Below are 26,585 nucleotides of genomic sequence, written 5' to 3' on the forward strand. Positions count from 1 at the left end.
TGAATGAGATGAAACGTAAAATGCCAGGTATGGGCGGAATGGGCAATATGCAAAACATGATGAAGCAAATGCAGAAAATGCAAAAGCAAATGGAAGAAGCTCAAAATGAACTTGGTGAAAAGACAGTCGAAGGAACCGCAGGCGGAGGCATGGTAACAATTGTTGTAACCGGCCACAAGAAGGTAGTCGATGTTAAAATCGATCCAGAGGCGGTTGATCCGGAAGATGTTGAAATGCTTCAGGATACCATTCTTGCTGCTTTGAATGATGCGATGGATAAAGCCGAAAAGTTGTCCGAGTCTACCATGGGGCAATTCACTAAAGGGATGAACCTTCCCGGCTTGTTCTAGGAGGAGAGAAAATGCATTATCCCGAACCGATATCCAAGCTGATCGACAGCTTTATGAAATTGCCGGGGATCGGCCCGAAAACGGCCGCTCGTCTGGCTTTTTTCGTCCTTAGCATGAAAGAGGACACGGTCTTGGACTTTGCCAAGGCGCTCGTAAATGCTAAACGGAATTTAAGCTACTGTTCCGTTTGTGGCCATATTACCGACCAGGACCCTTGCTATATTTGCTCCGATGAGAGACGCGATAAAAGCATTATTTGCGTCGTTCAGGATCCGAAAGATGTTATTGCCATGGAAAAAATGAAAGAATTCAATGGCCTTTACCACGTCCTTCAAGGTGCAATTTCACCGATGGAAGGCATTGGCCCCGAGGATATCAATATACCCAATCTGTTAAAACGGCTCCAGGATGAAACGGTCCAGGAAGTAATCCTTGCGACCAACCCGAATATCGAAGGGGAAGCCACTGCGATGTATATATCAAGGCTTCTGAAGCCATCGGGCATAAAGACAACGAGAATTGCCCACGGCCTGCCGGTTGGAGGAGACCTTGAATACGCTGACGAGGTTACCCTTTCAAAAGCATTGGAAGGCAGGCGTGAAGTATAAAAGGATGGAGGGTAAAGAAAATGTTCTTTCGGCGAAAAGGCCGGCTGCGCCAGGAGTCCAACGAGAAATTCCTCAACCTGTTAAACGACGTCAAGGCTGACTGGCAGCGGCAAAAAACCCTTCTCGAAAAATCATTTGATCCAACTGAAGAAGTGATTTGCCAGGCAAGGATGGCTGAAGCGAAATACTTCTTCCTTTTAAAAGAGGCAAAGTATAGAAAAATTACATTAAGGCGTTAAGTGAAGGAACTCCCGGTCTTTTTTGTGGAACTTGTACATATAATTTAGTACGAGTTTCCCGAGGAAGGGGAGTTTTTTATTGGAACCGATTTATGTTATTTCCATATTGGGGGGCTTGATCATCCTGCTCCTTATAGCTGGTGCGCCGATGAAGCCAGCCAAGCTGCTGGGGCAGACTGCGATAAAGCTTGTGATTGGTGCTCTTCTTTTGTTCTTTTTGAATACAGCTGGAAACCAGTTTGGTATTCACATTCCAATCAACCTGTTTACAACATCCATTGCAGGTTTTCTTGGAATTCCGGGCTTGGCAGCCCTTGTTGCGGTTGATATAATTGTAATTGGCTAATGCAAAAGCTTTATAAAAAAGAAATCCATAGTAAAAGGCGGATTTCTTTTTGTGTTTTTGATGGATTTAATTGGATTTATTTTCCGGGGATAAAAAACAAAAAAAGGGTTGACCAAATTATCGAAGCCCTGTAATATAGTAAAAGTCGCCGCTGAACAAAACGGCGGAATCAAAAAAAAGTTGTTGACTTTTCTTGATGCGAAATGTTATACTAATATAGTCGCTTTTGGGCGATGTGTATGAAATTGCTCTTTGAAAACTAAACAAACAAGCGTCAACAAACAATAATATAGTGATTTTCGGATCACTAGCCAACGTAACTTTATGAGCTAAACTCATACTCTTTTTTGGAGAGTTTGATCCTGGCTCAGGACGAACGCTGGCGGCGTGCCTAATACATGCAAGTCGAGCGGAAGTTTCGAAAGCTTGCTTTTGGAACTTTAGCGGCGGACGGGTGAGTAACACGTGGGCAACCTGCCTGTAAGACTGGGATAACTTCGGGAAACCGGAGCTAATACCGGATAATCCTTTCCAACTCATGTTGGGAAGCTGAAAGACGGTTTCGGCTGTCACTTACAGATGGGCCCGCGGCGCATTAGCTAGTTGGTGGGGTAATGGCCCACCAAGGCGACGATGCGTAGCCGACCTGAGAGGGTGATCGGCCACACTGGGACTGAGACACGGCCCAGACTCCTACGGGAGGCAGCAGTAGGGAATCTTCCGCAATGGACGAAAGTCTGACGGAGCAACGCCGCGTGAGCGAAGAAGGCCTTCGGGTCGTAAAGCTCTGTTGTCAGGGAAGAACAAGTACCGGAGTAACTGCCGGTACCTTGACGGTACCTGACCAGAAAGCCACGGCTAACTACGTGCCAGCAGCCGCGGTAATACGTAGGTGGCAAGCGTTGTCCGGAATTATTGGGCGTAAAGCGCGCGCAGGCGGCCTCTTAAGTCTGATGTGAAAGCCCACGGCTCAACCGTGGAGGGTCATTGGAAACTGGGGGGCTTGAGTGCAGAAGAGGAGAGCGGAATTCCACGTGTAGCGGTGAAATGCGTAGAGATGTGGAGGAACACCAGTGGCGAAGGCGGCTCTCTGGTCTGTAACTGACGCTGAGGCGCGAAAGCGTGGGGAGCGAACAGGATTAGATACCCTGGTAGTCCACGCCGTAAACGATGAGTGCTAAGTGTTAGAGGGTTTCCGCCCTTTAGTGCTGCAGCAAACGCATTAAGCACTCCGCCTGGGGAGTACGGCCGCAAGGCTGAAACTCAAAGGAATTGACGGGGGCCCGCACAAGCGGTGGAGCATGTGGTTTAATTCGAAGCAACGCGAAGAACCTTACCAGGTCTTGACATCCTCTGACACTCCTGGAGACAGGACGTTCCCCTTCGGGGGACAGAGTGACAGGTGGTGCATGGTTGTCGTCAGCTCGTGTCGTGAGATGTTGGGTTAAGTCCCGCAACGAGCGCAACCCTTGATCTTAGTTGCCAGCATTCAGTTGGGCACTCTAAGGTGACTGCCGGTGACAAACCGGAGGAAGGTGGGGATGACGTCAAATCATCATGCCCCTTATGACCTGGGCTACACACGTGCTACAATGGATGGTACAAAGGGCAGCGAAGCCGCGAGGTGGAGCCAATCCCATAAAACCATTCTCAGTTCGGATTGCAGGCTGCAACTCGCCTGCATGAAGCCGGAATCGCTAGTAATCGCGGATCAGCATGCCGCGGTGAATACGTTCCCGGGCCTTGTACACACCGCCCGTCACACCACGGGAGTTTGTAACACCCGAAGTCGGTGGGGTAACCGCAAGGAGCCAGCCGCCTAAGGTGGGACAGATGACTGGGGTGAAGTCGTAACAAGGTAGCCGTATCGGAAGGTGCGGCTGGATCACCTCCTTTCTAAGGATATTGCCTTCGGGCAATCGGAATGCGGACCTCTTGGTCCGTAAGTTGACCGCTTGTTTGTTTAGTTTTGAGGGAGCAATCCTTCTTGAATAATGATGTGGGCCTATAGCTCAGCTGGTTAGAGCGCACGCCTGATAAGCGTGAGGTCGATGGTTCGAGTCCATTTAGGCCCACCATTCATGTTCTATAATATGGGGCCTTAGCTCAGCTGGGAGAGCGCCTGCTTTGCACGCAGGAGGTCAGCGGTTCGATCCCGCTAGGCTCCACCAATCGTCTTTATGACGAACTTCGTTCCTTGAAAACTGGATAATGTTAAGAAGAAGTAACCAAGAAGAACCGAGTGATCGCCATTTTAGTTTTCTCTCTGGTAAACAGAGTGGAATGACCTTTTAGGTTAAGTTAGAAAGGGCGCACGGTGGATGCCTTGGCACTAGGAGCCGATGAAGGACGGGACTAACACCGATATGCTCCGGGGAGCTGTAAGTGAGCTTTGATCCGGAGATTTCCGAATGGGGAAACCCGCCATCCGTAATGGGGTGGCATCTTTACCTGAATCCATAGGGTATTGAAGGCAGACCCGGGGAACTGAAACATCTAAGTACCCGGAGGAAGAGAAAGCAAACGCGATTCCCCAAGTAGCGGCGAGCGAAACGGGACATAGCCCAAACCGGAAGGCTTGCCTTCCGGGGTTGTAGGACACTCTACATGGAGTTACAAAGGAACGGGGTAGGCGAAGAGGCCTGGAAAGGCCTGCCGGAGAAGGTAAAAGCCCTGTAGCTGAAACTTCGTTCCCTCCTGAGTGGATCCTGAGTACGGCCGGACACGTGAAATCCGGTCGGAATCCGGGAGGACCATCTCCCAAGGCTAAATACTCCCTAGTGACCGATAGTGAACCAGTACCGTGAGGGAAAGGTGAAAAGCACCCCGGAAGGGGAGTGAAAGAGATCCTGAAACCGTGTGCCTACAAGTAGTCAGAGCCCGTTCATGGGTGATGGCGTGCCTTTTGTAGAATGAACCGGCGAGTTACGGTCCCATGCAAGGTTAAGCCGAAGAGGCGGAGCCGCAGCGAAAGCGAGTCTGAATAGGGCGAATGAGTATGTGGCCGTAGACCCGAAACCAGGTGATCTACCCATGTCCAGGTTGAAGTCCAGGTAACACTGGATGGAGGACCGAACCCACGTACGTTGAAAAGTGCGGGGATGAGGTGTGGGTAGCGGTGAAATTCCAATCGAACCTGGAGATAGCTGGTTCTCTCCGAAATAGCTTTAGGGCTAGCCTCACGTTGTAAGAGTCTTGGAGGTAGAGCACTGTTTGGACTAGGGGCCCCCATCGGGTTACCGAATTCAGACAAACTCCGAATGCCAAAGACTTATCCGTGGGAGTCAGACTGCGAGTGATAAGATCCGTAGTCAAGAGGGAAACAGCCCAGACCACCAGCTAAGGTCCCAAAGTATACGTTAAGTGGAAAAGGATGTGGAGTTGCTTAGACAACCAGGATGTTGGCTTAGAAGCAGCCACCATTTAAAGAGTGCGTAATAGCTCACTGGTCGAGTGACTCTGCGCCGAAAATGTACCGGGGCTAAACGTATCACCGAAGCTGTGGATTGACATCTTCGATGTCAGTGGTAGGAGAGCGTTCCAAGGGCGTTGAAGCAGGACCGGAAGGACCTGTGGAGCGTTTGGAAGTGAGAATGCCGGTATGAGTAGCGAAAGATGGGTGAGAATCCCATCCACCGAATGCCTAAGGTTTCCTGAGGAAGGCTCGTCCGCTCAGGGTTAGTCGGGACCTAAGCCGAGGCCGAAAGGCGTAGGCGATGGACAACAGGTTGATATTCCTGTACCACCTCTTCATCGTTTGAGCAATGGGGGGACGCAGGAGGATAGGGTAAGCGCACTGTCGGATATGTGCGTCTAAGCAGTTAGGCTGGAAAGCAGGCAAATCCGCTTTCCGTGACGGCTGAGCTGTGACAGCGAGGGAAATTTAGTACCGAAGTTCCTGATTCCACACTGCCAAGAAAAGCCTCTAGCGAGATGGAAGGTGCCCGTACCGCAAACCGACACAGGTAGGCGAGGAGAGAATCCTAAGGTGAGCGAGAGAACTCTCGTTAAGGAACTCGGCAAAATGACCCCGTAACTTCGGGAGAAGGGGTGCTCTTTAGGGTTCATAGCCCTGAAGAGCCGCAGTGAATAGGCCCAGGCGACTGTTTAGCAAAAACACAGGTCTCTGCGAAGCCGCAAGGCGAAGTATAGGGGCTGACGCCTGCCCGGTGCTGGAAGGTTAAGAGGAGGGGTTAGCGCAAGCGAAGCTCTGAATCGAAGCCCCAGTAAACGGCGGCCGTAACTATAACGGTCCTAAGGTAGCGAAATTCCTTGTCGGGTAAGTTCCGACCCGCACGAAAGGCGTAACGATCTGGGCACTGTCTCAACGAGAGACTCGGTGAAATTATAGTACCTGTGAAGATGCAGGTTACCCGCGACAGGACGGAAAGACCCCGTGGAGCTTTACTGCAGCCTGATATTGAATTTTGGTACAGCTTGTACAGGATAGGTAGGAGCCTGTGAAGCCGGAGCGCCAGCTTCGGTGGAGGCGTCGGTGGGATACTACCCTGGCTGTATTGAAATTCTAACCCGCACCCATGATCTGGGTGGGAGACAGTGTCAGGCGGGCAGTTTGACTGGGGCGGTCGCCTCCCAAAATGTAACGGAGGCGCCCAAAGGTTCCCTCAGAATGGTTGGAAATCATTCGCAGAGTGTAAAGGCACAAGGGAGCTTGACTGCGAGACCTACAAGTCGAGCAGGGACGAAAGTCGGGCTTAGTGATCCGGTGGTTCCGCATGGAAGGGCCATCGCTCAACGGATAAAAGCTACCCCGGGGATAACAGGCTTATCTCCCCCAAGAGTCCACATCGACGGGGAGGTTTGGCACCTCGATGTCGGCTCATCGCATCCTGGGGCTGTAGTCGGTCCCAAGGGTTGGGCTGTTCGCCCATTAAAGCGGTACGCGAGCTGGGTTCAGAACGTCGTGAGACAGTTCGGTCCCTATCCGTCGTGGGCGCAGGAAATTTGAGAGGAGCTGTCCTTAGTACGAGAGGACCGGGATGGACGCACCGCTGGTGTACCAGTTGTCTTGCCAAAGGCATCGCTGGGTAGCTATGTGCGGACGGGATAAGTGCTGAAAGCATCTAAGCATGAAGCCCCCCTCAAGATGAGATTTCCCATTCGAAAGAAGTAAGATCCCTGAAAGATGATCAGGTTGATAGGTCAGAGGTGGAAGCACGGCGACGTGTGGAGCTGACTGATACTAATCGATCGAGGACTTAACCAAATAGAAAAGCGGAGGCGACTGGTCAGCCTCGACAAGCGCTGGAAGGCCGGTAATTGAAGTCGTTCTTTGACTTCGATGGACGGACTGAAGCGACCTCGAGAGGCTAGGAGCCGCAGCTGGACAATAAGATTACCGTGTTCTTCCGAACTTCTTCTGAAAATTATCCAGTTTTGAGGGAATGAACCTCAAACCAAATAGTCTGGCAGTTATGGCGAGAAGGCCACACCCGTTCCCATACCGAACACGGAAGTTAAGCTTCTCAGCGCCGATGGTAGTTGGGGCCTTGCCCCTGTGAGAGTAGGACGCTGCCGGGCAAAATCGAAGGCAACCTTAGATGGGTTGCCTTTTTTGGTGTCTTTAAGACATGTGAATGAACTGCCAGCCATTGAAAACCTGTCTGTCCATGTTTGAGAGAGCGGCAAAAAGAAAAAAGCTGAAAAGTTGTCCCATAATCCTTGTTTAAGGGACAGTCAGAAGTCAAAATTCGATGTGGTTGTCAGATAAAGTGTGTCCAAAGAAGTCTGATCTCTGGACAGCAAAGTAAATTTTCAAGGGTCGTGTGTCCAAATAAACCTTATCTCTGGACAGTAAAGTGAATTTTAAAGGGTTGCTTGTCCAAAGAAGTCTAATCTCTGGACAGCAAAGTGAATTTTCATGGGATGTGTGTCCAAAGAAGCGTAATCTCTGGACAGTAAAGTGAATTTCCGAGTGTTGTGTGTCCAAAGAAGTCTAATCTCTGGACAGCAAAGTGAATTTTCAAGGGTTGTTTGTCCAAAGAAGCGTGATCTCTGGACAGTAAAGTGATTTTCCGAGTGTTGTGTGTCCAAAGAAGTCTGATCTCCGGACAGCAAAGTGAATTTTCAAGAGCTGTTTGTCCGAAGAAGTCTGGTCTCTGGACAGCAAAATGAATATCCAAGTGTTCCCGATATAAGTGACAAGCCAGCGCCGAAATCCGGTTCGGTTATCAGAAACCCCTGATAAGTGACAAGCCAGCGCCAGCTTATAATAATCGGTCCAATAAGTACGGGAAAATGAAATCAACCCTTTTATGGAAACTCGCAATAAAAAACGGGTAGACATACACCGAATTGGGCATCCGCACATACATTAAGAACAATAGGCGGTATGACAATTCGAAAAATTGTATACAAATCCTGTCCATTGGGCACAATGGGGGTAGGAGGTGGGAGAAGTGGATTATCAGCCTGTGGCAAATCATTATAAGGAAGAATGTGTCGTGTGCGAGAAAACGAAAACGCAGGGTATACATCTTTACACTTCTTTTATTTGTTCGGAGTGTGAAAGGGATATGGTCTCCACTGAAACAAACGACCCCAGGTATATATATTTTTTAAAACAACTCAGGAAAGTGGCTGAGGCGCGAATACTATCATAAAAAGTCCTGTCGGGGCTTTATTTTTTTTCCCTGTTACCCCTAATCCGTTTTAGTCTGATAAAATAGATAAGACTTTACTTTATCAGGGAGTAAATATGAATCAGCAAAATGTACCTTTACTACATGCATTAATGGCACATGCAAATAAAGAACCGGTTTCTTTCCATGTACCAGGCCATAAATATGGAACTGTCCTTAATGAAAAGGCCTGGGGATTCTTTACGGAAGTCATGAAAATCGATGCTACGGAACTTTCAGGCCTGGATGATCTCCATTCACCGGAAGGGGTGATTCAGGAAGCAGCGAAGCTTTTGGCCGAGCTGTACGGGGTGGAAGAAAGCTTCTTTCTCGTGAACGGTTCCACCGGTGGCAATCTCGCCATGATTTTAGCGGTTTGTGGGGAAGAGGACAAGATTCTTGTCCAGCGGAATTGCCACAAGTCAATCGTAAATGCTTTGCATCTTGCAAAAGCTGACCCTATTTTCATAGAGCCGGTTTTTAACGGTGAGTGGAAGGTTGCTGGCGGCCTGGATACAGAGGCGGTCAAACAGGCAATAATGCGTTTTCCTGAAATAAAAGGAATTGTTCTTACATACCCGAACTATTATGGAATTGCCGACCCGATTGCCGGCATAATAGAAGTTGCCCACCAAAACGGGATTCCGGTACTTGTGGATGAGGCGCATGGCGCCCACTTTATTGCCGGGGACAGCTTCCCCCAATCAGCGGTCGCTCTTGGAGCTGATGTGGTTGTCCAATCTGCCCATAAGACACTTCCTGCAATGACAATGGGGTCTTTCCTCCATTTTAATAGCAGGCTTGTCAATCGTGGCCGCTTAAAAGATTACTTGCAAATGCTTCAGTCAAGCAGCCCATCTTATCCGATTATGGCTTCATTGGATTTGGCGCGGATGTATCTTGGAAGTTTTAAAAAGAGGGACTTGTCCATCCTGATGGAAGAAATTGGGAGGTTCAGAAAGGAACTGGCTGATATTCCGCAAATACGGGTCCTCAATGAAGAAGGAAGAACCGATCCGTTAAAAATGGTGATACAAAGTGCCTGCAGGCTTACCGGCTATGAAATCCAGCAGCTTCTTGAACATGAGGGAATCTATACAGAACTCGCCGATCCATTCAATGTTTTGTTTGTGCTTCCTCTTCTAAAAGAGGGTATGTCCTACCCGTTCGCTTCTACAGCCAAGAAGGTTAAAGACATACTTTCCGATTACTCTCCGGCCCAACAGGAGGCTCATGAATTCTCTAAGGGCGGAACTCTGTCACGGCTGGCCCTTTCTTATCGCGAAATGGACCGGCTCAAAGGCGAACCTGTTAAGCTTGAAAAAGCGCCAGGTTTGGTTGCGGCAGAGACGATTATTCCCTATCCCCCCGGAATTCCGCTTATACTGAAAGGGGAGCGGATTAGCGAATCGATGGCCGGGAAGCTGGAGCAACTAATCAAATCAGGTTCCCGGTTTCACGGCGGTGAGTGGCTTGAAGAAGGAGAAATTCTCATCTATAGATAAGCTCGAATTTTTGGAGGTCATAATGAAAACAGGATTATTTATAACGACTGAAGGCCCTGAGGGAGCGGGAAAAACAACGGTTTTGGGCCTTTTGGACGAACATTTGAAAAGTAAAGGCATTAAAACCCTTACTACAAGGGAACCGGGCGGAATTGACATCGCGGAGCAAATTAGAAGGGTTATATTAGAACCGGACAATACTGCGATGGACCCTCGTACGGAAGCGCTGCTGTACGCCGCGGCTAGAAGGCAGCATCTGGTTGAAAAAGTAAAGCCAGCCCTTGAGGATGGCGCCGTTGTCCTTTGTGACCGATTTGTCGACAGCTCACTTGCCTATCAGGGATATGCACGGGGATTGGGTATCGATGAGGTCTACAAGATAAATGAGTTCGCCATTGAAACGATGATGCCTGATTTAACAATCTATTTTGACATTGCCCCAGAAGAAGGATTGGCCCGGATTGAAAAGCACAAGGGACGAGAGGTAAACCGGCTGGATATGGAAGAGCTTGAATTCCACCGTAAAGTAAGGGAAGGCTATCATCTTCTTTTGGAACGTTTTCCAGAGAGGATTGCAATGATTGACGCCTCCTTGCCAATGGAGGAAGTTTTTAACGCGGCTTTGTCAAAAATAAAGGAGATCCTCCCTTCGAAATAGGGAGGATTTTTTCATAAAGATAATTTCCAATCCCTTTAACCATGTGGGGAGCAGGAAATCCTGCTATAATGGAAGAAAGTATAGTACCAATCACTTGAAAAAGGAGGTTGTACGCAAATGAAGTTAATTATTGCAGTTGTACAGGACCAGGATAGCAACAGGCTTTCAAACGCGCTTGTTGAGCATAATTTCAGGGCTACAAAGCTTGCTACAACAGGAGGCTTTCTTAAATCGGGAAATACAACCTTTATGATTGGTACGGATGACGCAAGAGTCGAGAAGGCGCTGGAGATAATCAGAATTAACTGTAAAGCGAGGGACCAGCTTGTGGCACCGGTTTCGCCCATGGGAGGGAATGCGGATTCCTACGTTCCATACCCGGTTGAAGTTGAGGTTGGCGGAGCAACTGTGTTTGTCCTGCCAATCGAGCAATTTTTGCAATTTTAACAAGCCGCATTTTTGGAAGGCCCTTTTTTAAAAAAGGCGCCTTCCCCCTTTCTATAAGTGAAAATCTCTAACAGTGGCGATTTTCCACTGATCATTAAATTGAATCAAAAGCAGGTGAGCAGGATTGGCGATAACGTGGGATGGGCTTGAAGAAATTCAGCCTGCAGCATTGAAAATGATAAAGAACAGTATACAAAAGAACCGGGTGGCCCACGCTTATTTGTTTGAAGGAATGCGGGGAACCGGGAAAAAAGATGCGGCCAGGCTCTTGTCAAAAGCGCTATTCTGCGGGAATCCAATCGATGGCTTCAAGCCGTGCGAAAACTGCCTGAACTGCAAGCGTATCGACAGCGGCAACCATCCCGATGTCCACTGGGTTGAACCGGATGGACTTTCGATCAAAAAGCAGCAAATCAAGGATTTGCAAGAAGAGTTCTCGAAAAAAGGAATGGAATCTTCCCGGAAAATTTATGTAATTGCCGATGCCGAAAAAATGTCATCCGGAGCATCCAATTCCCTGCTGAAATTCCTTGAAGAGCCGGGAGCCGGGACAGTTGCGGTCTTGCTTACGGAGAACCCTCAGCAAATGCTTCCGACCATCCTGTCACGCTGCCAAATATTATCGTTTCGTCCTCTTTCTCCTGATTTTTTCATTAAACGGCTGGTTGAAAACGGGGTAGACCCGGATTCTGCCCCTCTGCTAGCTCAATTGACAAATAATGTTAATGAAGCGTTGGAACTAAATACGCAGGATTGGTTTGCACAAGCCCAAAAAAAAGTGGTAAAATTATATGAAGTGCTTAAAAAGAATCCGTTGGAGGTAATGGTCGCCCTCCAGGGGGAATGGTTCCAGCACTTTAAAGAGAAAGATCAGATTGATCGCGGCCTGGACTTACTACTGCTCGTACTTAAGGACTTATTATATATACAGTTGGGTAAGCAGGAGCAAATTGTTTTTAAAAAAGAATTTGGACGGCTTCAGCAATTTGCCCTACAAACCCGGACACGCAGCCTGCCAGATCAGATGGCGGCGGTTCTTGATGCGAAGCGGAGGCTTCACGCCAATATGAACCCCCAACTTCTGATGGAGCAGCTCGTGTTAAAATTGCAGGAGGGATCAGCATTTGTATGATGTAGTCGGGGTCCGCTTTAAGAAAGCGGGGAAAATATATTACTTCGATCCCGGAGATCTGCCCATAGAAAAGGATGACTATGTCATTGTCGAAACCGTACGCGGAGTCGAATTCGGCAAGGTGGTCATCGCCCGCAAACAAGTGGACGAGCATGATGTTGTCCTCCCTTTGAAAAAGGTTGTGCGGATTGCAGATCAAAAGGATAGGCTCATTGTGGAGGAAAACAAGCTTGCTGCCAAGGAAGCGTATGATGTTTGCTGTGAAAAGGTGAACGGGCACCAGCTTGATATGAAACTTGTCGATGTTGAATATACATTTGACAGGAACAAGGTTATATTCTACTTCACCGCCGATGGCAGGGTCGATTTCAGGGAGCTTGTCAAGGATCTTGCGTCCATTTTCAGGACAAGGATTGAATTAAGGCAAATTGGAGTGAGGGATGAAGCAAAAATGCTCGGGGGGATAGGCCCTTGCGGAAGGATGCTGTGCTGCTCGACGTTTCTCGGCGATTTTGATCCGGTTTCAATCAAAATGGCGAAGGATCAAAATCTTTCCCTCAACCCAACCAAGATTTCAGGATTATGCGGCCGCCTCATGTGCTGTCTGAAATATGAAAATGACGAATATGAAACAGCAAAGGATCTCCTTCCTGATCTCGGCGAAGTGATTACCACTCCTCTGGGAAGAGGAAAGGTTGTTGGATTGAATATCCTGGAGCGCATTCTCCAGGTCGAAATAAAGGAACAGGAAAGGGTGCTTGAATTCACCCTCGACGAAATCCTTAAAGAAGGAGCTTTTTCGATACCATCCACAGACTGATGAGGTGGAATACGTGGATAAGAAGGAAATTTTTGAATCGGTCGGCTCGATGGAAACCCAAATCGGGAATCTTTACCAGCAGCTCGGTGAATTAAAACAGCATCTTGCAGAAATACTGGAAGAGAATCACTCACTGAAGCTTGAAAACGAGTTCCTGCGCCGGCGCTTTGAAAAAACACCGGAACAGATGGAAGGTCCGGGCAAAAAGGAAAAAAAGGCTGGTGCATCAGAAGCCAGGACTGTGGACATTGGTGAAGGCTATGACAATTTGGCGCGCCTTTACCAGGAAGGTTTCCATATTTGCAACTTGCATTTCGGAAGCCTGCGGAAAGAAGGCGACTGCCTGTTTTGCCTGTCATTTTTGAATAAAAAATAAAGCCTTCCTTTCACCGGGAAGGCCTTTTTGTGGATGTGGGAGGTAAACAATGGCCGATTTAAAAGATGATGAGCGGCTGGACTATTTGCTTGCCGAAAATTTACGGATCATTCAGAGCCCGACAGTATTCTCTTTTTCGTTAGACGCGGTCCTACTGTCACGGTTCGTCTATGTTCCTATTCAGAAAGGGAACTTGATCGATTTATGTAGCGGCAATGGTGTCATTCCGCTTTTTCTAAGCAAAAGGACAAAGGGGCGGATTACAGGCGTAGAAATCCAGGAGCGGCTCTATGATATGGCTGTAAGGAGCATCGCCTACAACGGCCTGGAAAGCCGTCTGAAGATGATCCATGGGGATTTAAAGGATATGCCCACGAAGCTAGGCTATGGGAAGTTTGATGTTGTTACATGCAATCCTCCATACTTTAAAACGCCGCCAACCTCTGAAATCAATGAGAATGAACATTATGCAATCGCAAGGCATGAAATAATGTGCACCCTTGAGGATACGATCCGAGTCTCAGCCGCTCTTGCCAGGGCAGGGGGGAAGGTCGCTTTTGTGCACCGGCCCGAACGGCTGAATGATATGATAGAGGTAATGCGCAAATACCGGCTTGAGCCAAAGAGGATGAAATTTGTTTATCCTAAGGAGGGGAAGGAAGCGAATACAATGCTTGTGGAAGCAACCAAGAATGGTCAGCCAGGCCTTAAAATCCTGCCTCCTCTAATTGTTTATGACAGAAATAATGAATATACTCCGGAAGTACGGGAGATTTTATATGGCGTCAACTGACCATTACTTCTATGTATTGTCGTGCCGCGACGGCAGTTATTATGGAGGCTATACGAATGATCTTGAACGGAGGGTCAGGCTCCATAATGAGGGAAAAGGCGCCAAATATACAAGGGGCCGCGGGCCGGTTAAACTTGTTTTCGCCCAGCTCTTTCAATCCAAAACAGAAGCAATGCAGGCGGAATACCGCTTTAAACAGCTTTCAAGGGTAAAAAAGGAAGAGTTTTTGGCAAGGGAAGGGGGCTGTTCGGATGCGGCAGCAAAAGAGCTTTGAAAATGAAAATCATAAAGGAATTCTTTACCTTGTACCAACCCCGATTGGAAATTTGGAGGATATGAGCTTTCGGGCAATTAGGATTCTCAAGGAAGCGGCTGTCATCGCAGCCGAGGATACACGGAATACAAAGAAGCTGTGCAATTATTTTGAAATAGAAACCCCTGTTGTTAGTTACCATGAACACAACAAAGATTCAAGCGGGGAAAAATTGCTGGAAAAGCTGAAAAGCGGAGAGAAAGTAGCGTTGGTCAGTGATGCGGGCATGCCCGCGATTTCTGATCCGGGATATGACATTATTGTTATGGCAATAAAGGAAAATATTGCAGTAGTTCCTCTGCCAGGGGCAAATGCCGCGCTGACTTCCCTGATTGCGTCCGGCCTTCCCCCGCAGCCGTTTTATTTCTATGGTTTTCTGAACAGGCAGCGCAAGGAAAAGAAAAATGAGCTGGAATTATTAAAAAAACAGCCAGCAACCATTATCCTATACGAATCACCACATCGCCTAAAGGAAACGCTCGTCCTGATTAATGAGGTTTTGGGGAATCGCAAAATCGTCCTCTGCAGGGAATTGACGAAAAAATTCGAGGAATTCATTCGGGGAACCGTCGAGGAAGCTATTGACTGGTGCAAGAGCGGTGAAGTAAGGGGGGAATTTTGCCTAATTCTTGAGGGCGGGAATGAAGCAGTTTCGGAAGAATTACCTTGGTGGGAAGGCATGTCGGTCGAGGAGCATGTCAGCCATTATATTGCCACTGAAAACCTTGCATCAAAGGATGCGATAAAAAAAGCGGCAAAAGACCGCGGGTTAAGCAAGCGGGATATTTACAGGGAATATCACATAGAATGAAAAATTATGAACATTAAAAGGCTTCTCCGGCAAAGGAGAAGCCTTTTAAGAACTACTTGCTGAATACTGACTCGATTTCCTTTAATAGCTGTTCCGCGCCTTCACGGCTAAGAATTAGCTTTCCTTCTGCAAGGGCTAAGTTGTCATCGGAAACTTCACCGGTCACTTGGCAAGTCATATTTGGTTTATATTTTTTGAGGATGATGCGCTCATCGTCAACATAGATTTCCAGTGCGTCTTTTTCCGCGATGCCAAGTGTGCGTCTTAATTCGATTGGAATAACCACCCGGCCGAGTTCGTCAACTTTACGTACAATACCTGTAGATTTCATGTAAGCTTCTCCTCCCATTTTTTAAAACATTCTCTTATAATACAACATCATTCGTCATTATTCGACATTTTTTTAATAATTTTATAATACCAGTGATTCCTAAATTCGTCAATAAATTTATCTCAAAATAGGTATTAACAAATTTTAAATTGATAAAAACCTTAATGCATCAATGTTTTCAGAATACTAAAATTCCTTTTTGAAAAAACAGGAAAAAACTCTAGACACTTTATTAGTATAATAAAATATTAAAAAAACGCAAATTTCGACAAACAGGAGTTTATAGTCCAGACAACAATACTATTCGACGCTTCCGACATTTTTATAGGGATAGAAACAAAAAGTTTTTTGAACCTGCTTGCCGTAAAGCCGATTATATTGCAGAAAACCTGGATTTTCTGTATATTTTGGTGATAGAAGCTGAAAAGAAAAGGCAATAATGACCTCAACAGCCTTTTGGGCGATAGGTATACATGAAGGAGAGATCTCGATGGAAAAGAGAGGCAAAACGTTTTACCTGACAACCCCTATTTACTATCCAAGTGGGAATTTGCATATAGGGCATGCATATACAACGGTAGCAGGGGATGCGATGGCTAGATACAAGCGCCTTCGCGGCTATGATGTGATGTATTTGACCGGCACGGATGAACACGGCCAAAAGATTCAGCGAAAGGCGGAAGAAGAAGGCCTAAGCCCACAGCAATATGTGGATGGGATTGTAGCCGGGATCCAAGATCTTTGGAAAAAACTTGATATTTCTTACGATGATTTTATCAGAACAACGGAGGACAGGCATAAAAAATCGGTCGACAAGCTTTTTGCGCAGCTTGTCGAACAAGGGGACATTTACCTGGATGAATACGAAGGTTGGTATTGTACCCCTTGCGAATCCTTTTACACGGACAGGCAGCTTGCTGAAGGGAATTGCCCCGATTGTGGGCGCCCTGTTGAGAAGGTTAAAGAAGAGTCCTATTTCTTCCGGATGAGCAAGTATGCAGACAGGCTGCTCCAATTTTACGAAGAAAATCCTGAATTCATCCAGCCGGAATCACGAAAAAATGAAATGATTAACAATTTCATAAAACCGGGGCTGGAGGATCTTGCTGTTTCAAGGACTACGTTTGACTGGGGCATCAAAGTTCCGGGCAATCCAAAGCATGTAATTTATGTATGGATTGATGCCCTGTCCAATTATATAACCGCGTTGGGCTATGGAAGCGACGATGAATCGAAATACCAAAAATATTGGCCTGCGGACGTCCATTTGGTCGGTAAGGAAATTGTCCGTTTCCATACGATTTATTGGCCGATTATGCTGATGGCATTGGGGCTCCCTCTTCCTAAAAAGGTGTTTGCCCATGGCTGGCTTCTAATGAAGGATGGAAAAATGTCCAAATCGAAAGGGAATGTCGTAAACCCGGTCACGTTAATAGACAGGTACGGCCTGGACTCCCTAAGGTATTACCTCCTGCGTGAAGTGCCATTTGGGTCGGACGGCGTGTTTACTCCGGAAGGTTTTGTCGAACGGATTAATTTCGATCTGGCCAACGACCTTGGAAACCTCCTAAATCGTACAGTCGCAATGGTCGACAAATATTTTGGCGGTGAGATACCAGCTTATGCAGGTTCTGTAACTGAGTATGACGAGAGTCTCCTTGCAGCCAACAGGGAAACAGCCGTGAAATACGAAGCTGCGATGGAAAGAATGGAGTTTTCTGTGGCCCTTTCGTCGATATGGCAGCTTGTCAGCCGGTCCAATAAATACATTGACGAAACTCAGCCATGGGTAATTGCCAAGGACGAGAAGCGTAAAGCTGAACTCGGTTCAGTTATGGCGCACCTTGCCGAATCGCTACGGAGGATTGCCGTCCTTCTGCAACCGTTCTTGACGCGCTCCCCTCAGCAGATTTTTGAACAGCTTGGGATTGTGGATGGCTCTCTGAAGTCATGGGAAAGCCTCGCGGAATTCGGAATCATTCCAGCCGGGACAAAAGTAGTGAAAGGGGCTCCTTTATTCCCGCGCCTCGAAATTGCCGAAGAGGTAGAATTCATTAAATTGCATATGCAGGGATCGGCTGCGCCTGCTCCAGAAACGGAAAAAAAGCAGGAAGAAACGAAAGAAGAAATGCCTGAAACGGAAGAAATCTCCATCGATGAATTTATGAAAATCGATTTGAGGATTGCGGAGGTGCTTCATGCCGAACCGGTGAAAAAGGCTGATAAACTGTTGAAGCTGCAACTTGACCTCGGCTATGAAAAGCGCCAGGTTGTTTCAGGAATCGCGGAGTATTATAAGCCGGAAGAACTTATCGGAAGAAAGGTTATTTGTGTGACAAACCTCAAGCCGGTTAAATTGCGGGGAGAGCTGTCCCAAGGGATGATCCTTGCCGGAAAGACAGAGGGGACACTTTCGCTTGCCTCTGTTGACCAGAGCCTGCCGAATGGAACAAAAATCAAGTAACCCAATAACCCTCCATCAATGGGACATAATAGTGAAGGGAATGCCCGCCGCGCAATCTGCCGCGGGTGCATTCCCTTTTTCGTATAAAGCAGACCAAAGATAAGAAAGGAAGTGGCATCATGTTGATAGACACCCATGCGCACTTGAACGCGGAACAGTATGAGGAAGATATTGAGGAAGTCATCGGCCGGGCGAAAGAAAATGGAGTCGAAAAAATTGTTGTGGTCGGGTTTGACCGGCCGACAATCGAAAAGGCCATTGAACTCGCGGAGACCCATGATTTCATTTATGCCTGTGTCGGCTGGCATCCGGTCGATGCCATCGACATGACTGATGAGGACCTGTCGTGGATTGAAGAGCTTGCAGCGCATCCCAAGGTTGTTGCCCTAGGTGAAACGGGCTTGGATTACCACTGGGACAAATCACCCAGGGATATCCAAAAAGAAGTGTTCAGAAAGCAGATCAGGCTTGCAAAAAAAGTGAAACTTCCGATTGTCATCCATAACAGGGAGGCAACAGCGGATATTGTGCAAATCCTGAAGGAGGAAAATGCTTCAGAGGTCGGGGGCATTATGCACTGCTTTAGCGGAAGTGTTGAAATTGCAAAGCAATGTGTAGAGATGAATTTCTATATTTCGCTTGGGGGCCCGGTTACGTTCAAGAATGCTGTCAAGCCGAAGGAAGTGGCGGCTGAATTGCCGCTCGATAAGCTCCTCGTTGAGACAGACTGCCCTTACCTTACCCCGCATCCACATAGGGGAAAACGCAATGAACCTTCCTATGTCAAGCTGGTCGCCGAGGAAATTGCCAGAATCAAGGGCATTCCGTTTGAGGATGTGGCAAAGGCTACAACCGAAAATGCTATGCGATTATTCGGCATAAGCCGATAGAAGAACGTGTCGAATTACGAGAGGGTTTGTCCAATTTTTATAAAAAAACAAAAAGTTCTACAAGTCTCCTTTTCTGCATAGGATGAACATGTCGATAAGTTATTCTTTGCTTTTTCGGGAGGGATGTGCATAATTAGAACTACCTTCGGAAAACTACCAGAGTTGACAGCCGGCATTATGGTTCTATATAATCACTCCAAGAAAAGGAGGCGTTTTTCATCGGATCCATAAACATGAAAAGCCTGTTTCCAACGTCTTTGAGTAGGAAGAAAGTGGCACTCTTTTTTGCCAGTTTCCTAGTTTTCATAGCTACCCTCGGGATCCTTTTTTATGAAGGGACGAAAAGCACCGTCGCCTTGACGCTCAACGGCAAGGAGAAAGTGGTGGAAACCCGGGCTGGCACCGTGGAAGATCTATTCAGGGAGTTGAACATCAAGGTCAACTCAAAGGACTATTTGTTTCCTCCCGTCGAGACCAAGGTGAAAAACAACCTTGAAATCGTCTGGAAGAAAGCGAAGCAGGTTGAACTTGTCAAAGATAACGAGAAAAAAACGGTATGGACTACAGCCAACACGGTTGGGGAGCTCCTTGACGAGCAAAAGATAACGTTGATACCACAAGATCATATTTCAGTGAAGCCTGAAGAGCGAATCAGCGACAAAATGAGTATCGAAATCAGGAAAGCTCTTTATTTAAGCTTAATCGATGGCAACAAGAAAGAACAAAAAGTGTGGTCCACTTCGACTACGGTCGCTGACTTTTTAAAACAGCAAGGCATTATACTAACTAAACTTGATCGGGTTGACCCTCCTTTACAGGAAAAGATCAAACAAAATGCCGTGATAAAGGTCATTCGAGTAGAAAAAGTCACCGATGTAGTGGAAGAACCAATTAAGTTTGCCGTAGTTACAAAGAAGGATTCCAAACTGGCAAAGGGTGAAAAGAAGGTTGTCACCGAAGGGAAAGAAGGGCTTCGCTCTAAGAAGTTCGAAGTAGTCAGGGAAAATGGCAAAGAAGTAACCAGAAAGCTAATCAGTGAAAAAACAGTCCGCGCCAAACAGGACAAAGTTGTTGCTGTGGGTACGAAGGTCCTTGTGGCCCAAGTTTCACGGGGCGCCGCTCCTGCTGGGGGCAAAGAACTTTATGTATCTTCGACTGCCTACACGGCCGGCTGCAATGGCTGTTCCGGTACGACTGCAACAGGAATCAATCTTCGTGCCAATCCACATGTAAAAGTAATTGCCGTTGATCCAAGGGTAATCCCGCTTGGTACAAAAGTGTATGTTGAAGGGTATGGGTATGCCGTCGCCGCCGATAAAGGATCCGCGATCAAGGGATATAAAATCGATGTCTTTTTCCCAAATTTGTCTGACGCATATCGATGGGGAACAAGGAAAGTGAAGATTAAGATTTTGAATTAGTATACATAAATGCAGGGGGCAAACCTCTGCATTTTGTTTTTGTGCCCGATATTCCTTATACTAAGGACGTAAATTCCTTACTGCTTATATAGACGTATAAGGTTACAGTTTGGTTTCAGTTTTTTTGCAAATAGATTAAGTTTTATTTCCATATACGATGGAGGACGCAATGAAAATTAAAGAAATCATTGTGGTAGAAGGCAAAGACGATACCACAGCGATAAAAAGGGCTGTTGAGGCGGATACGATCGAGACAAACGGTTCCGCTTTAAATGAGGAAACAATTGAAAAAATAAAGCTTGCGAATGAAAAACGGGGCGTCATTATTTTTACTGACCCCGATTTTCCAGGCGAGAAAATCCGTCAAGAAATAGCACAAAAGGTACCGGGCTGCAAGCATGCGTTTTTGCCAAAAGAAGAGGCGAGAGAACGGCGTGGCCGAGGGATTGGGGTTGAGCATGCGGAGCCTGAAGCGATCCGGAATGCGTTAAAGGACGCTCAGCTGACAAATGAGGAAGCAGCCGAAGAAATCACCCAGGAAGATTTGATGGACGCCGGGCTGATTGGCGGTCCGGGGGCCAGCGAGAAACGGACAAGGCTTGGCAAAATCCTGAAAATTGGGTATACCAATGGAAAACAGCTTCATAAACGGCTAAAAATGTTCCAAATCAGCGGAAGCCAATTTGCGGAAGCTTTGAAAGCCATCCAGCGGGAGGATGAAAATGGATAAAGATATAGCAACCCCATTAAGGACAAGGGCGATACTTGAGAAATACGGATTTTCGTTCAAGAAAAGCCTAGGGCAAAACTTTTTAATCGATACGAATATATTACGCAAAATTGTCGATGCGGCAGGCATAAATGGCGAAACGGGAGCAATTGAAATTGGCCCCGGCATTGGCGCTTTGACAGAGCAGCTGGCAAAGACGAGCAAAAAGACCGTGGCCTTTGAAATCGATCAGCGGCTCCTGCCCATTCTAGAAGATACACTTTCCCCGTACTCGAATGTAAAGGTCATACACAGCGACTTTTTGAAGGCTGATGCGGCGGCCGTTATTAGGGAGGAATTCGACCCTGGGATGGACCTTGTTGTCGCCGCAAATTTGCCTTATTACGTGACAACACCAATCATAATGAAAATTCTTGAGGAAAAGCTTCCCGTCCGGGCAATTGTCGTAATGCTCCAAAAAGAGGTCGCTGATAGGGTTTCGGCCAGGCCGGGATCGAAGGACTATGGTTCGCTATCCATTGCGGTCCAGTATTATACAGAGGCTGAAACCGTGATGGTTGTCCCGAAAACGGTTTTTGTCCCACAGCCAAATGTTGATTCCGCGGTAATACGCCTCAACGTGAGGACCAAGCCGGCTGTATCGGTTTCCAATGAACAGTTTTTCTTTACAGTTACAAGGGCTGCATTCGCCCAGCGGCGTAAAACAATCCTGAACAACCTTACGAGCCAGCTTGAGGGGGGAAAGGAACGGAAAGAGGGCATCATCGCCGCGCTTGAGAAAGCGGGCATTGAGCCGTCCAGGAGAGGGGAAACCCTGTCCCTTGAAGAGTTCGCACGCTTAAGCGAAGCCCTTCTTTCGGCTTTCAGTTGATTTTTCCCGCCGAGGCTCCCTGCCTCCGTAGTCACCTGTTGTTTTGCATCCGCATAGCTTATGGAAGAAACCTATTGGGGTGAATTCTGTGGCTATAAAGAAAATGGATATTGTGGGGAGGCGCTCGTATAACTGTGACATCCTATTCCGGGTAATCGATATCGTGGAGAAGGATGGCCGACAGGTTGCTTATCTTTATGGGGAATATATTCGGCTAGCGGCAGATGCCCCCATTAAGGATTTAGTAATCATGAGCCTTGCCGAGATGCAAAAGCTGTCAAATGAATACCGCTCCAGGGAGGAACAGTCCCTTGAACTTTTCCGCCAGGACGTAACCTTGCTGAAGCAACGGCAGGAATACCAAGTGACCGGGGGGTATGCCAAGCCGGCCAATTATTTTCAAATTCCCGGTAAGGTACTGCATCTCGACGGGGATCAAACGTATTTGAAAAAATGCCTTGCCCTTTATGAAAAAATCGGTATTCCCGTATATGGAATCCATTGCAGTGAAAAGGAGATGCCAGAGCGCATTGGGGGGTTCCTTGATTATTACCGGCCGGATATCTTAGTGGTTACCGGGCATGATGCTTATTCGAAAGCGAAAGGGAAAATGAGCGACCTCAATGCATACCGCCATTCAAAACAATTTGTCGAGACTGTAAAGGAGGCGAGGAGGAAGGTTCCTAGCCTCGACCAGCTCGTCATTTTTGCAGGGGCGTGCCAGTCACATTTTGAATCGCTCATAACCGCCGGGGCCAATTTTGCCAGCTCTCCTTCAAGGATTAATATTCATGCGCTAGACCCTGTTTATATCGTCGCTAAAATAAGCTTTACGCCGTTCATGGAGCGCATCCATGTTTGGGATGTTTTACGGAACACGCTTACGGGAGAGAAAGGGCTTGGAGGGATTGAAACAAAGGGTGTTTTAAGGACCGGAATGCCCTACCGCCCGGAATACGCGCAAGAAGGGGAATAAGCCTTAGGAGGAGGCTTATTTTTCTTTTTATAGACATTGTAAATTCTTACATAAAGAGTTTGGAAATCAACCACAAGGTTTCTTTAGAACACAAATGAATCTATCTAGCTGGAAAATTTGCCATTACATAAAAAGCTGTGGATAGGTAAAACTAACGATTGTTGAAATTTAAAGAAAAAAGAAGAACAAAAAATATTGACAATCTTTTTCGGGGACTGATATAATTTATGTTTTTTCTTTGACAATTTTATGTCAGTGTGTTATACTTTACACAGTGAGGTGGACCGAAATGCCAAAAACACTTGCCGACATTAAAAAGGCTCTAGATTCAAATTTGGGTAAAAGACTGCTGCTTAAAGCAAACGGAGGCCGCAGGAAGACGATTGAACGGTCAGGCGTCCTGGCGGAGACTTACCCATCAGTATTTGTTATTGAACTGGATCAGGAAGAAAATGCATTTGAACGGGTTTCATACAGCTACGCGGACGTACTGACAGAAACCGTCGAAATCACCTTCTATGAAGAATCAGCAGGACAGGCAGCACTAAGCTAGATATAATTTTTGCAGGACAGCGGCGATTTGAGCCGCTGTTTTTGCGTTGGGGCGCTAAACGGGCGCTTCCGCTTTTCTTGTCTAGCTCCTGCGCCCAGCGCCTAGTGTACTTCGGCCCCCTCGCTACGATAAGTCAACATCGATTCGCATTCGCTCATCGTGTTTCCTTTATCCCACCGTTAAGGGACAGTAAGCCCTTAAGGGCAACTGTCCCTAAAGGTCCGATTCGTTCAACTAACCATCAGCGGAAAACCATCGCTGATGGAAGTTTCACTTTATCTCCATCGGGGTCCTCCAGTCCATACGGCGCTAAACGGGCGCTTCCGCTTTTCTGACAGGATAAGGTATTATGAAACGGCGGGATTGCCAGCATACTAAGAATGCCGCGCCTGCCGGAAGGGGTTTTTAAATATGGCGAGAAGACGTGGAGTGATGTCTGACCGTTTTAAAGAAGAACTGGCAAAGGACCTTGGTTTCTATGATGTCGTTGAAAGGGAAGGCTGGGGCGGAATAAGGGCGCGTGACGCGGGCAACATGGTCAAGCGTGCGATTGAGCTGGCCGAGCAACAGCTTCTCGAGAGCAGAACACGGTGAGCCGGCAGCGGCTTCACAAGCTGAGGAATCTCGTTGTGGCCGGAAGGCTCGCCTATAAAAAGCTGGGCCTCCTTGCATCTGGCCCTGACAGCCCTGGAAACCTGCTGAAAAAGGAAGAACATCTGGAAGAGCCGGGACAAATCTGGTATTCAAAAAACGGCTAGCGTGAAACCTGACCCGCGGGCCATTCGAATAAAATAACATTCGCAGCGCGGCAGGCCGGGATTCTCCCCGGCCTATTTGCATTTTTTCAGGTAAGCTTCAGAAACAAGGGTCTTATCCTTTTATTTTTGTGGTAAAATAGGACAAAAACAGGTGGAATAGTCCAGCATTTGCCTTAGGGATGCGAAAGCACCCCGGAAAAAGGGAAACGCGCCATTTCATCCGGGGAGTGGCCGGATTGGGTGCCAGCTGGAACATATAAAAGTAGGTGGACCTCAGTGAAGCTTTTAGTCAAAGCACCAGCAAAGATCAACCTGTCGCTTGATGTACTGCACAAACGGCCGGATGGCTATCATGAAGTAGAAATGATTATGACCACCATCGACCTTGCTGACCGTCTCGAACTATCGCGCTCGGACGATGGCCAAATACGGATTCTTTCCCAAAGCCGGTATGTGCCGGATGATGAACGGAATCTTGCCTATCAAGCAGCAAAGCTTTTAAAGGATCGTTTCCATGTCAAAGATGGAGTTACGATTGCGATTGAAAAGGTAATCCCTGTAGCGGCTGGGCTTGCCGGTGGGAGCAGCGATGCGGCAGCGGCCCTTAGAGGATTGAACAAATTATGGGGACTCGGCCTGTCCCTTGATGAATTGGCCGTTCTTGGCGCTGAAATTGGATCGGACGTTTCTTTTTGTGTTTACGGGGGAACAGCCCTTGCAACCGGCAGGGGGGAACTAATAGAGGAATTGCCTTCCCCTCCGACATGCTGGGTAATCCTTGCCAAGCCGTACGTCGGGGTTTCAACAGCCGATGTTTATAAAAAACTCGACGTTTCAGCAATTGTCCATCCCGATACCAAATCGATGATTCAGGCAATCAGGGATAAGGATTACGAGCGGGTTTGCGCGAATGTCGGAAATGCGCTTGAAGAAGTTACATTAAAGCAATACCCGGAAGTCGCGCAAATTAAGGACCAAATGAAACGGTTTGGGGCGGATGCTGTATTAATGAGCGGAAGCGGACCGACTGTTTTTGGCCTTGTTAGGCATGATTCCCGCCTGAACAGAATTTACAATGGGTTAAGGGGTTTTTGTGGGCAGGTTTTTGCGGTAAGAATACTTGGAGAGCGCCACCTTGAATAAATCCGTACATTTATGTTACATTAAATTAAAACATTCGGTATTTTGGAGGTTTCCATGAAATTTCGCCGCAGTGAACGCCTAATCGATATGACCCATTACTTGCTTGAACGGCCCCGCGAACTGGTACCGCTTACCTTTTTCGCTGAACGGTATTCCTCGGCCAAATCATCAATAAGCGAAGATTTGGCGATTATTAAAGAAACGCTGGAAAATAGGGGTGTAGGGACCCTGCAAACTGTCCCTGGAGCAGCCGGCGGGGTTAAATTCCTCGTAAAAATGAGCGATGAACATGCGAAGCTATTTATTGAAGAGCTTTGTGAATTGATTGCAAAGCCGGACCGCCTCTTGCCGGGGGGGTATTTGTATTTGGCGGATATCCTTGGGAATCCGTCTATTGTTGAAACAGCAGGGAAAATCATCGCATCAGCCTATGCCTCAGCGAAAATTGATGTTGTAATGACAGTGGCTACGAAAGGCATTCCGCTAGCATATGCAGTCGCAACCCAGTTGAACGTTCCGTTGGTAATCGTCCGGCGCGACAGCAAAGTTACGGAAGGGCCGACAGTCAGTATCAACTATGTATCCGGATCGGCAAAACGGATCCAATCGATGCTCCTTTCCAAGCGCAGCCTAGCGGAAGGATCGCGTGTTCTGATTGTCGATGACTTTATGAAAGCCGGCGGGACAGTTGTCGGGATGGTCAGCCTCCTAGAGGAGTTCAATGCATCGGTTGCTGGCATTGCGGTGCTTGTTGAATCGGAGAAAATCGAGGAAAGGCTCGTTGATGAATATATTTCGCTTGTCCAACTTGCTGATGTGGACGTAAAAGAAAGAAGGATCAAAGTAAAGGAAGGCAACTATTTTAAACGAAATGGAATAGAGGGATAAACATGAAAAGTGTCCAAACTTCAAACGCCCCTGCCGCTATCGGGCCGTATTCCCAGGGGATTATTGTTAATAACATGTTTTACAGCTCAGGGCAGATCGCCCTCACTCCAGAAGGAACAATGGCGGAAGGAGACGTTGTTGCCCAGGCAAGGCAGGTTTTCAGGAATTTAGAGGCAGTCTTGTCCGCTGCGGGAGCTTCCTTTGAAACAGTTGTAAAAACAACGGTATTTGTAAAAAACATGGATGATTTTTTGGCATTGAATGAAGTGTACGCAGAATATTTTCCGGTACATAAGCCTGCTAGGTCAACGGTAGAAGTATCGAGGCTTCCAAAGGATGCGCTTGTTGAAATTGAAGTTGTGGCACTCGTGAAATGAACAATTTTACGAAAAAATAGTCCAATTTATCCCATTTTTATCAATGGTTCACTAATTTGCCCTAATTTTTCAAAAAAATCTCAAAACAAAGAAGGAAAATAAAAACATCTGGCGAATATGAGTAATAGGATTTTATTTTTCAAG

Annotated in this window: 27 protein-coding genes, 2 tRNA genes and 3 rRNA genes; 31 read left to right on the plus strand and 1 reads right to left on the minus strand. The window is 47.2% G+C overall.

Annotated features, from left to right (window positions below; genetic code table 11):
* Window positions 1–20 precede the first annotated feature (20 nt).
* The 19 genes from V1499_RS00185 to rsmI all read left to right on the plus strand — a co-directional run bounded on the left by V1499_RS00185 (window position 21) and on the right by rsmI (window position 15,039).
* Window positions 21–350 carry a YbaB/EbfC family nucleoid-associated protein gene (locus V1499_RS00185; protein ID WP_082307083.1) on the plus strand — a complete coding sequence of 110 codons (330 nt, stop codon included), beginning with the start codon at window positions 21–23 and terminating at the stop codon, window positions 348–350.
* Window positions 351–361: 11 nt separating this feature from the next.
* On the plus strand, window positions 362–958 hold the full coding sequence (recR, locus tag V1499_RS00190) for a recombination mediator RecR (RefSeq protein WP_409272923.1): 597 nt from the start codon (window positions 362–364) through the stop codon (window positions 956–958).
* 20 nt (window positions 959–978) lie between these two features.
* Window positions 979–1,197 (plus strand): YaaL family protein, encoded by a 219-nt coding sequence (locus tag V1499_RS00195; RefSeq protein WP_409272925.1) that lies wholly within the window; start codon window positions 979–981, stop codon window positions 1,195–1,197.
* Between the two features lie 79 nt (window positions 1,198–1,276).
* Window positions 1,277–1,543 (plus strand): pro-sigmaK processing inhibitor BofA family protein, encoded by a 267-nt coding sequence (locus V1499_RS00200; RefSeq protein WP_409272927.1) that lies wholly within the window; start codon window positions 1,277–1,279, stop codon window positions 1,541–1,543.
* 344 nt (window positions 1,544–1,887) lie between these two features.
* A 16S ribosomal RNA gene (locus V1499_RS00205) occupies window positions 1,888–3,439 on the plus strand.
* A gap of 105 nt (window positions 3,440–3,544) precedes the next feature.
* A tRNA-Ile gene (locus tag V1499_RS00210) sits at window positions 3,545–3,621 on the plus strand.
* A 17-nt stretch (window positions 3,622–3,638) separates the two neighbouring features.
* Window positions 3,639–3,714, plus strand: a tRNA-Ala gene (locus tag V1499_RS00215).
* A gap of 123 nt (window positions 3,715–3,837) precedes the next feature.
* A 23S ribosomal RNA gene (locus tag V1499_RS00220) occupies window positions 3,838–6,770 on the plus strand.
* A 198-nt stretch (window positions 6,771–6,968) separates the two neighbouring features.
* A 5S ribosomal RNA gene (gene rrf / locus V1499_RS00225) occupies window positions 6,969–7,084 on the plus strand.
* The 16S, 23S and 5S rRNA genes sit together here with 2 tRNA genes alongside, the layout of an rRNA operon.
* Before the next feature lie 893 nt (window positions 7,085–7,977).
* A complete protein-coding gene (locus tag V1499_RS00230; RefSeq protein WP_409276187.1) occupies window positions 7,978–8,166 on the plus strand; it encodes a sigma factor G inhibitor Gin in 189 nt (62 codons plus the stop codon).
* 95 nt (window positions 8,167–8,261) lie between these two features.
* Window positions 8,262–9,689 (plus strand): aminotransferase class I/II-fold pyridoxal phosphate-dependent enzyme, encoded by a 1,428-nt coding sequence (locus V1499_RS00235; protein ID WP_409272929.1) that lies wholly within the window; start codon window positions 8,262–8,264, stop codon window positions 9,687–9,689.
* A gap of 22 nt (window positions 9,690–9,711) precedes the next feature.
* Window positions 9,712–10,347, plus strand: a complete 636-nt coding sequence (tmk, locus tag V1499_RS00240) for a dTMP kinase (RefSeq protein ID WP_409272931.1) — start codon at window positions 9,712–9,714, stop codon at window positions 10,345–10,347.
* Window positions 10,348–10,464: 117 nt separating this feature from the next.
* A complete protein-coding gene (locus V1499_RS00245) occupies window positions 10,465–10,794 on the plus strand; it encodes a cyclic-di-AMP receptor (protein ID WP_053368657.1) in 330 nt (109 codons plus the stop codon).
* A gap of 124 nt (window positions 10,795–10,918) precedes the next feature.
* Window positions 10,919–11,926 (plus strand): DNA polymerase III subunit delta', encoded by a 1,008-nt coding sequence (gene holB, locus V1499_RS00250; RefSeq protein ID WP_409272933.1) that lies wholly within the window; start codon window positions 10,919–10,921, stop codon window positions 11,924–11,926.
* Complete coding sequence (locus tag V1499_RS00255; protein ID WP_409272935.1) at window positions 11,919–12,746, plus strand: stage 0 sporulation family protein; 828 nt, start codon at window positions 11,919–11,921, stop codon at window positions 12,744–12,746. Before holB ends, V1499_RS00255 begins: the two co-directional genes overlap by 8 nt.
* A 13-nt stretch (window positions 12,747–12,759) precedes the next feature.
* Complete coding sequence (gene yabA, locus V1499_RS00260; RefSeq protein ID WP_409272936.1) at window positions 12,760–13,122, plus strand: DNA replication initiation control protein YabA; 363 nt, start codon at window positions 12,760–12,762, stop codon at window positions 13,120–13,122.
* A 49-nt stretch (window positions 13,123–13,171) separates the two neighbouring features.
* Window positions 13,172–13,915 carry a tRNA1(Val) (adenine(37)-N6)-methyltransferase gene (locus tag V1499_RS00265; protein WP_409272938.1) on the plus strand — a complete coding sequence of 248 codons (744 nt, stop codon included), beginning with the start codon at window positions 13,172–13,174 and terminating at the stop codon, window positions 13,913–13,915.
* Window positions 13,902–14,189, plus strand: coding sequence for a GIY-YIG nuclease family protein (locus V1499_RS00270; RefSeq protein ID WP_316572779.1), 288 nt, complete (start codon window positions 13,902–13,904; stop codon window positions 14,187–14,189). Before V1499_RS00265 ends, V1499_RS00270 begins: the two co-directional genes overlap by 14 nt.
* Window positions 14,167–15,039, plus strand: a complete 873-nt coding sequence (gene rsmI / locus V1499_RS00275; RefSeq protein WP_409272939.1) for a 16S rRNA (cytidine(1402)-2'-O)-methyltransferase — start codon at window positions 14,167–14,169, stop codon at window positions 15,037–15,039. Before V1499_RS00270 ends, rsmI begins: the two co-directional genes overlap by 23 nt.
* Window positions 15,040–15,091: 52 nt before the next feature.
* Here rsmI and V1499_RS00280 read toward each other — a convergent pair whose 3' ends face one another.
* Entirely contained in the window at window positions 15,092–15,388 is a 297-nt protein-coding gene (locus tag V1499_RS00280; protein WP_409272941.1) for an AbrB/MazE/SpoVT family DNA-binding domain-containing protein, read from the minus strand.
* Between the two features lie 421 nt (window positions 15,389–15,809).
* Here V1499_RS00280 and metG point away from each other — a divergent pair, with 421 nt between their 5' ends.
* The 12 genes from metG to V1499_RS00340 all read left to right on the plus strand — a co-directional run bounded on the left by metG (window position 15,810) and on the right by V1499_RS00340 (window position 26,441).
* Window positions 15,810–17,834, plus strand: coding sequence for a methionine--tRNA ligase (metG, locus tag V1499_RS00285; protein ID WP_409272943.1), 2,025 nt, complete (start codon window positions 15,810–15,812; stop codon window positions 17,832–17,834).
* A gap of 119 nt (window positions 17,835–17,953) precedes the next feature.
* On the plus strand, window positions 17,954–18,724 hold the full coding sequence (locus V1499_RS00290) for a TatD family hydrolase (protein ID WP_409272945.1): 771 nt from the start codon (window positions 17,954–17,956) through the stop codon (window positions 18,722–18,724).
* Window positions 18,725–18,957: 233 nt separating this feature from the next.
* Entirely contained in the window at window positions 18,958–20,145 is a 1,188-nt protein-coding gene (locus V1499_RS00295; protein ID WP_409272947.1) for a ubiquitin-like domain-containing protein, read from the plus strand.
* A 169-nt stretch (window positions 20,146–20,314) separates the two neighbouring features.
* Window positions 20,315–20,875: a ribonuclease M5 gene (rnmV, locus tag V1499_RS00300; protein ID WP_409272949.1), complete on the plus strand. Its 561-nt coding sequence runs from the start codon at window positions 20,315–20,317 to the stop codon at window positions 20,873–20,875.
* Window positions 20,868–21,746: a 16S rRNA (adenine(1518)-N(6)/adenine(1519)-N(6))-dimethyltransferase RsmA gene (rsmA, locus tag V1499_RS00305; RefSeq protein ID WP_409272951.1), complete on the plus strand. Its 879-nt coding sequence runs from the start codon at window positions 20,868–20,870 to the stop codon at window positions 21,744–21,746. The genes rnmV and rsmA overlap by 8 nt, the downstream gene beginning before the upstream one ends.
* An 88-nt stretch (window positions 21,747–21,834) precedes the next feature.
* Complete coding sequence (yabG, locus tag V1499_RS00310; RefSeq protein ID WP_409272953.1) at window positions 21,835–22,722, plus strand: sporulation peptidase YabG; 888 nt, start codon at window positions 21,835–21,837, stop codon at window positions 22,720–22,722.
* Window positions 22,723–23,011: 289 nt separating this feature from the next.
* Entirely contained in the window at window positions 23,012–23,275 is a 264-nt protein-coding gene (gene veg, locus V1499_RS00315) for a biofilm formation stimulator Veg (RefSeq protein ID WP_053368670.1), read from the plus strand.
* Window positions 23,276–23,686: 411 nt separating this feature from the next.
* Window positions 23,687–23,869 carry a small, acid-soluble spore protein, alpha/beta type gene (locus V1499_RS00320; protein ID WP_409272955.1) on the plus strand — a complete coding sequence of 61 codons (183 nt, stop codon included), beginning with the start codon at window positions 23,687–23,689 and terminating at the stop codon, window positions 23,867–23,869.
* On the plus strand, window positions 23,866–24,033 hold the full coding sequence (locus tag V1499_RS00325) for a hypothetical protein (protein WP_409272957.1): 168 nt from the start codon (window positions 23,866–23,868) through the stop codon (window positions 24,031–24,033). Before V1499_RS00320 ends, V1499_RS00325 begins: the two co-directional genes overlap by 4 nt.
* Before the next feature lie 276 nt (window positions 24,034–24,309).
* Window positions 24,310–25,176, plus strand: a complete 867-nt coding sequence (ispE, locus tag V1499_RS00330; protein ID WP_409272958.1) for a 4-(cytidine 5'-diphospho)-2-C-methyl-D-erythritol kinase — start codon at window positions 24,310–24,312, stop codon at window positions 25,174–25,176.
* Between the two features lie 54 nt (window positions 25,177–25,230).
* Window positions 25,231–26,064 carry a pur operon repressor gene (purR, locus tag V1499_RS00335; RefSeq protein ID WP_409272960.1) on the plus strand — a complete coding sequence of 278 codons (834 nt, stop codon included), beginning with the start codon at window positions 25,231–25,233 and terminating at the stop codon, window positions 26,062–26,064.
* Between the two features lie 2 nt (window positions 26,065–26,066).
* A complete protein-coding gene (locus V1499_RS00340; RefSeq protein WP_409272962.1) occupies window positions 26,067–26,441 on the plus strand; it encodes a RidA family protein in 375 nt (124 codons plus the stop codon).
* The last annotated feature ends 144 nt before the right edge of the window (window positions 26,442–26,585 follow it).

Origin of the sequence: Neobacillus oceani (assembly GCF_046237595.1) — a bacterium.
GTDB lineage: Bacteria > Bacillota > Bacilli > Bacillales > Cytobacillaceae > Bacillus_D > Bacillus_D oceani.

What these genes read in the sequence shown, in the direction of transcription:
- V1499_RS00185 (WP_082307083.1), top strand. Translation starts at nt 21, where the DNA reads ATGCCAGGTATGGGCGGAATGGGCAATATGCAAAACATGATGAAGCAA.
- recR (WP_409272923.1), top strand. Translation starts at nt 362, where the DNA reads ATGCATTATCCCGAACCGATATCCAAGCTGATCGACAGCTTTATGAAA.
- V1499_RS00195 (WP_409272925.1), top strand. Translation starts at nt 979, where the DNA reads ATGTTCTTTCGGCGAAAAGGCCGGCTGCGCCAGGAGTCCAACGAGAAA.
- V1499_RS00235 (WP_409272929.1), top strand. Translation starts at nt 8,262, where the DNA reads ATGAATCAGCAAAATGTACCTTTACTACATGCATTAATGGCACATGCA.
- tmk (WP_409272931.1), top strand. Translation starts at nt 9,712, where the DNA reads ATGAAAACAGGATTATTTATAACGACTGAAGGCCCTGAGGGAGCGGGA.
- V1499_RS00245 (WP_053368657.1), top strand. Translation starts at nt 10,465, where the DNA reads ATGAAGTTAATTATTGCAGTTGTACAGGACCAGGATAGCAACAGGCTT.
- V1499_RS00265 (WP_409272938.1), top strand. Translation starts at nt 13,172, where the DNA reads ATGGCCGATTTAAAAGATGATGAGCGGCTGGACTATTTGCTTGCCGAA.
- V1499_RS00270 (WP_316572779.1), top strand. Translation starts at nt 13,902, where the DNA reads ATGGCGTCAACTGACCATTACTTCTATGTATTGTCGTGCCGCGACGGC.
- rsmI (WP_409272939.1), top strand. Translation starts at nt 14,167, where the DNA reads ATGCGGCAGCAAAAGAGCTTTGAAAATGAAAATCATAAAGGAATTCTT.
- V1499_RS00280 (WP_409272941.1), bottom strand. Translation starts at nt 15,388, where the DNA reads ATGGGAGGAGAAGCTTACATGAAATCTACAGGTATTGTACGTAAAGTT.
- metG (WP_409272943.1), top strand. Translation starts at nt 15,810, where the DNA reads ATGACCTCAACAGCCTTTTGGGCGATAGGTATACATGAAGGAGAGATC.
- V1499_RS00290 (WP_409272945.1), top strand. Translation starts at nt 17,954, where the DNA reads ATGTTGATAGACACCCATGCGCACTTGAACGCGGAACAGTATGAGGAA.
- V1499_RS00295 (WP_409272947.1), top strand. Translation starts at nt 18,958, where the DNA reads ATGAAAAGCCTGTTTCCAACGTCTTTGAGTAGGAAGAAAGTGGCACTC.
- rnmV (WP_409272949.1), top strand. Translation starts at nt 20,315, where the DNA reads ATGAAAATTAAAGAAATCATTGTGGTAGAAGGCAAAGACGATACCACA.
- rsmA (WP_409272951.1), top strand. Translation starts at nt 20,868, where the DNA reads ATGGATAAAGATATAGCAACCCCATTAAGGACAAGGGCGATACTTGAG.
- veg (WP_053368670.1), top strand. Translation starts at nt 23,012, where the DNA reads ATGCCAAAAACACTTGCCGACATTAAAAAGGCTCTAGATTCAAATTTG.
- V1499_RS00320 (WP_409272955.1), top strand. Translation starts at nt 23,687, where the DNA reads ATGGCGAGAAGACGTGGAGTGATGTCTGACCGTTTTAAAGAAGAACTG.
- purR (WP_409272960.1), top strand. Translation starts at nt 25,231, where the DNA reads ATGAAATTTCGCCGCAGTGAACGCCTAATCGATATGACCCATTACTTG.
- V1499_RS00340 (WP_409272962.1), top strand. Translation starts at nt 26,067, where the DNA reads ATGAAAAGTGTCCAAACTTCAAACGCCCCTGCCGCTATCGGGCCGTAT.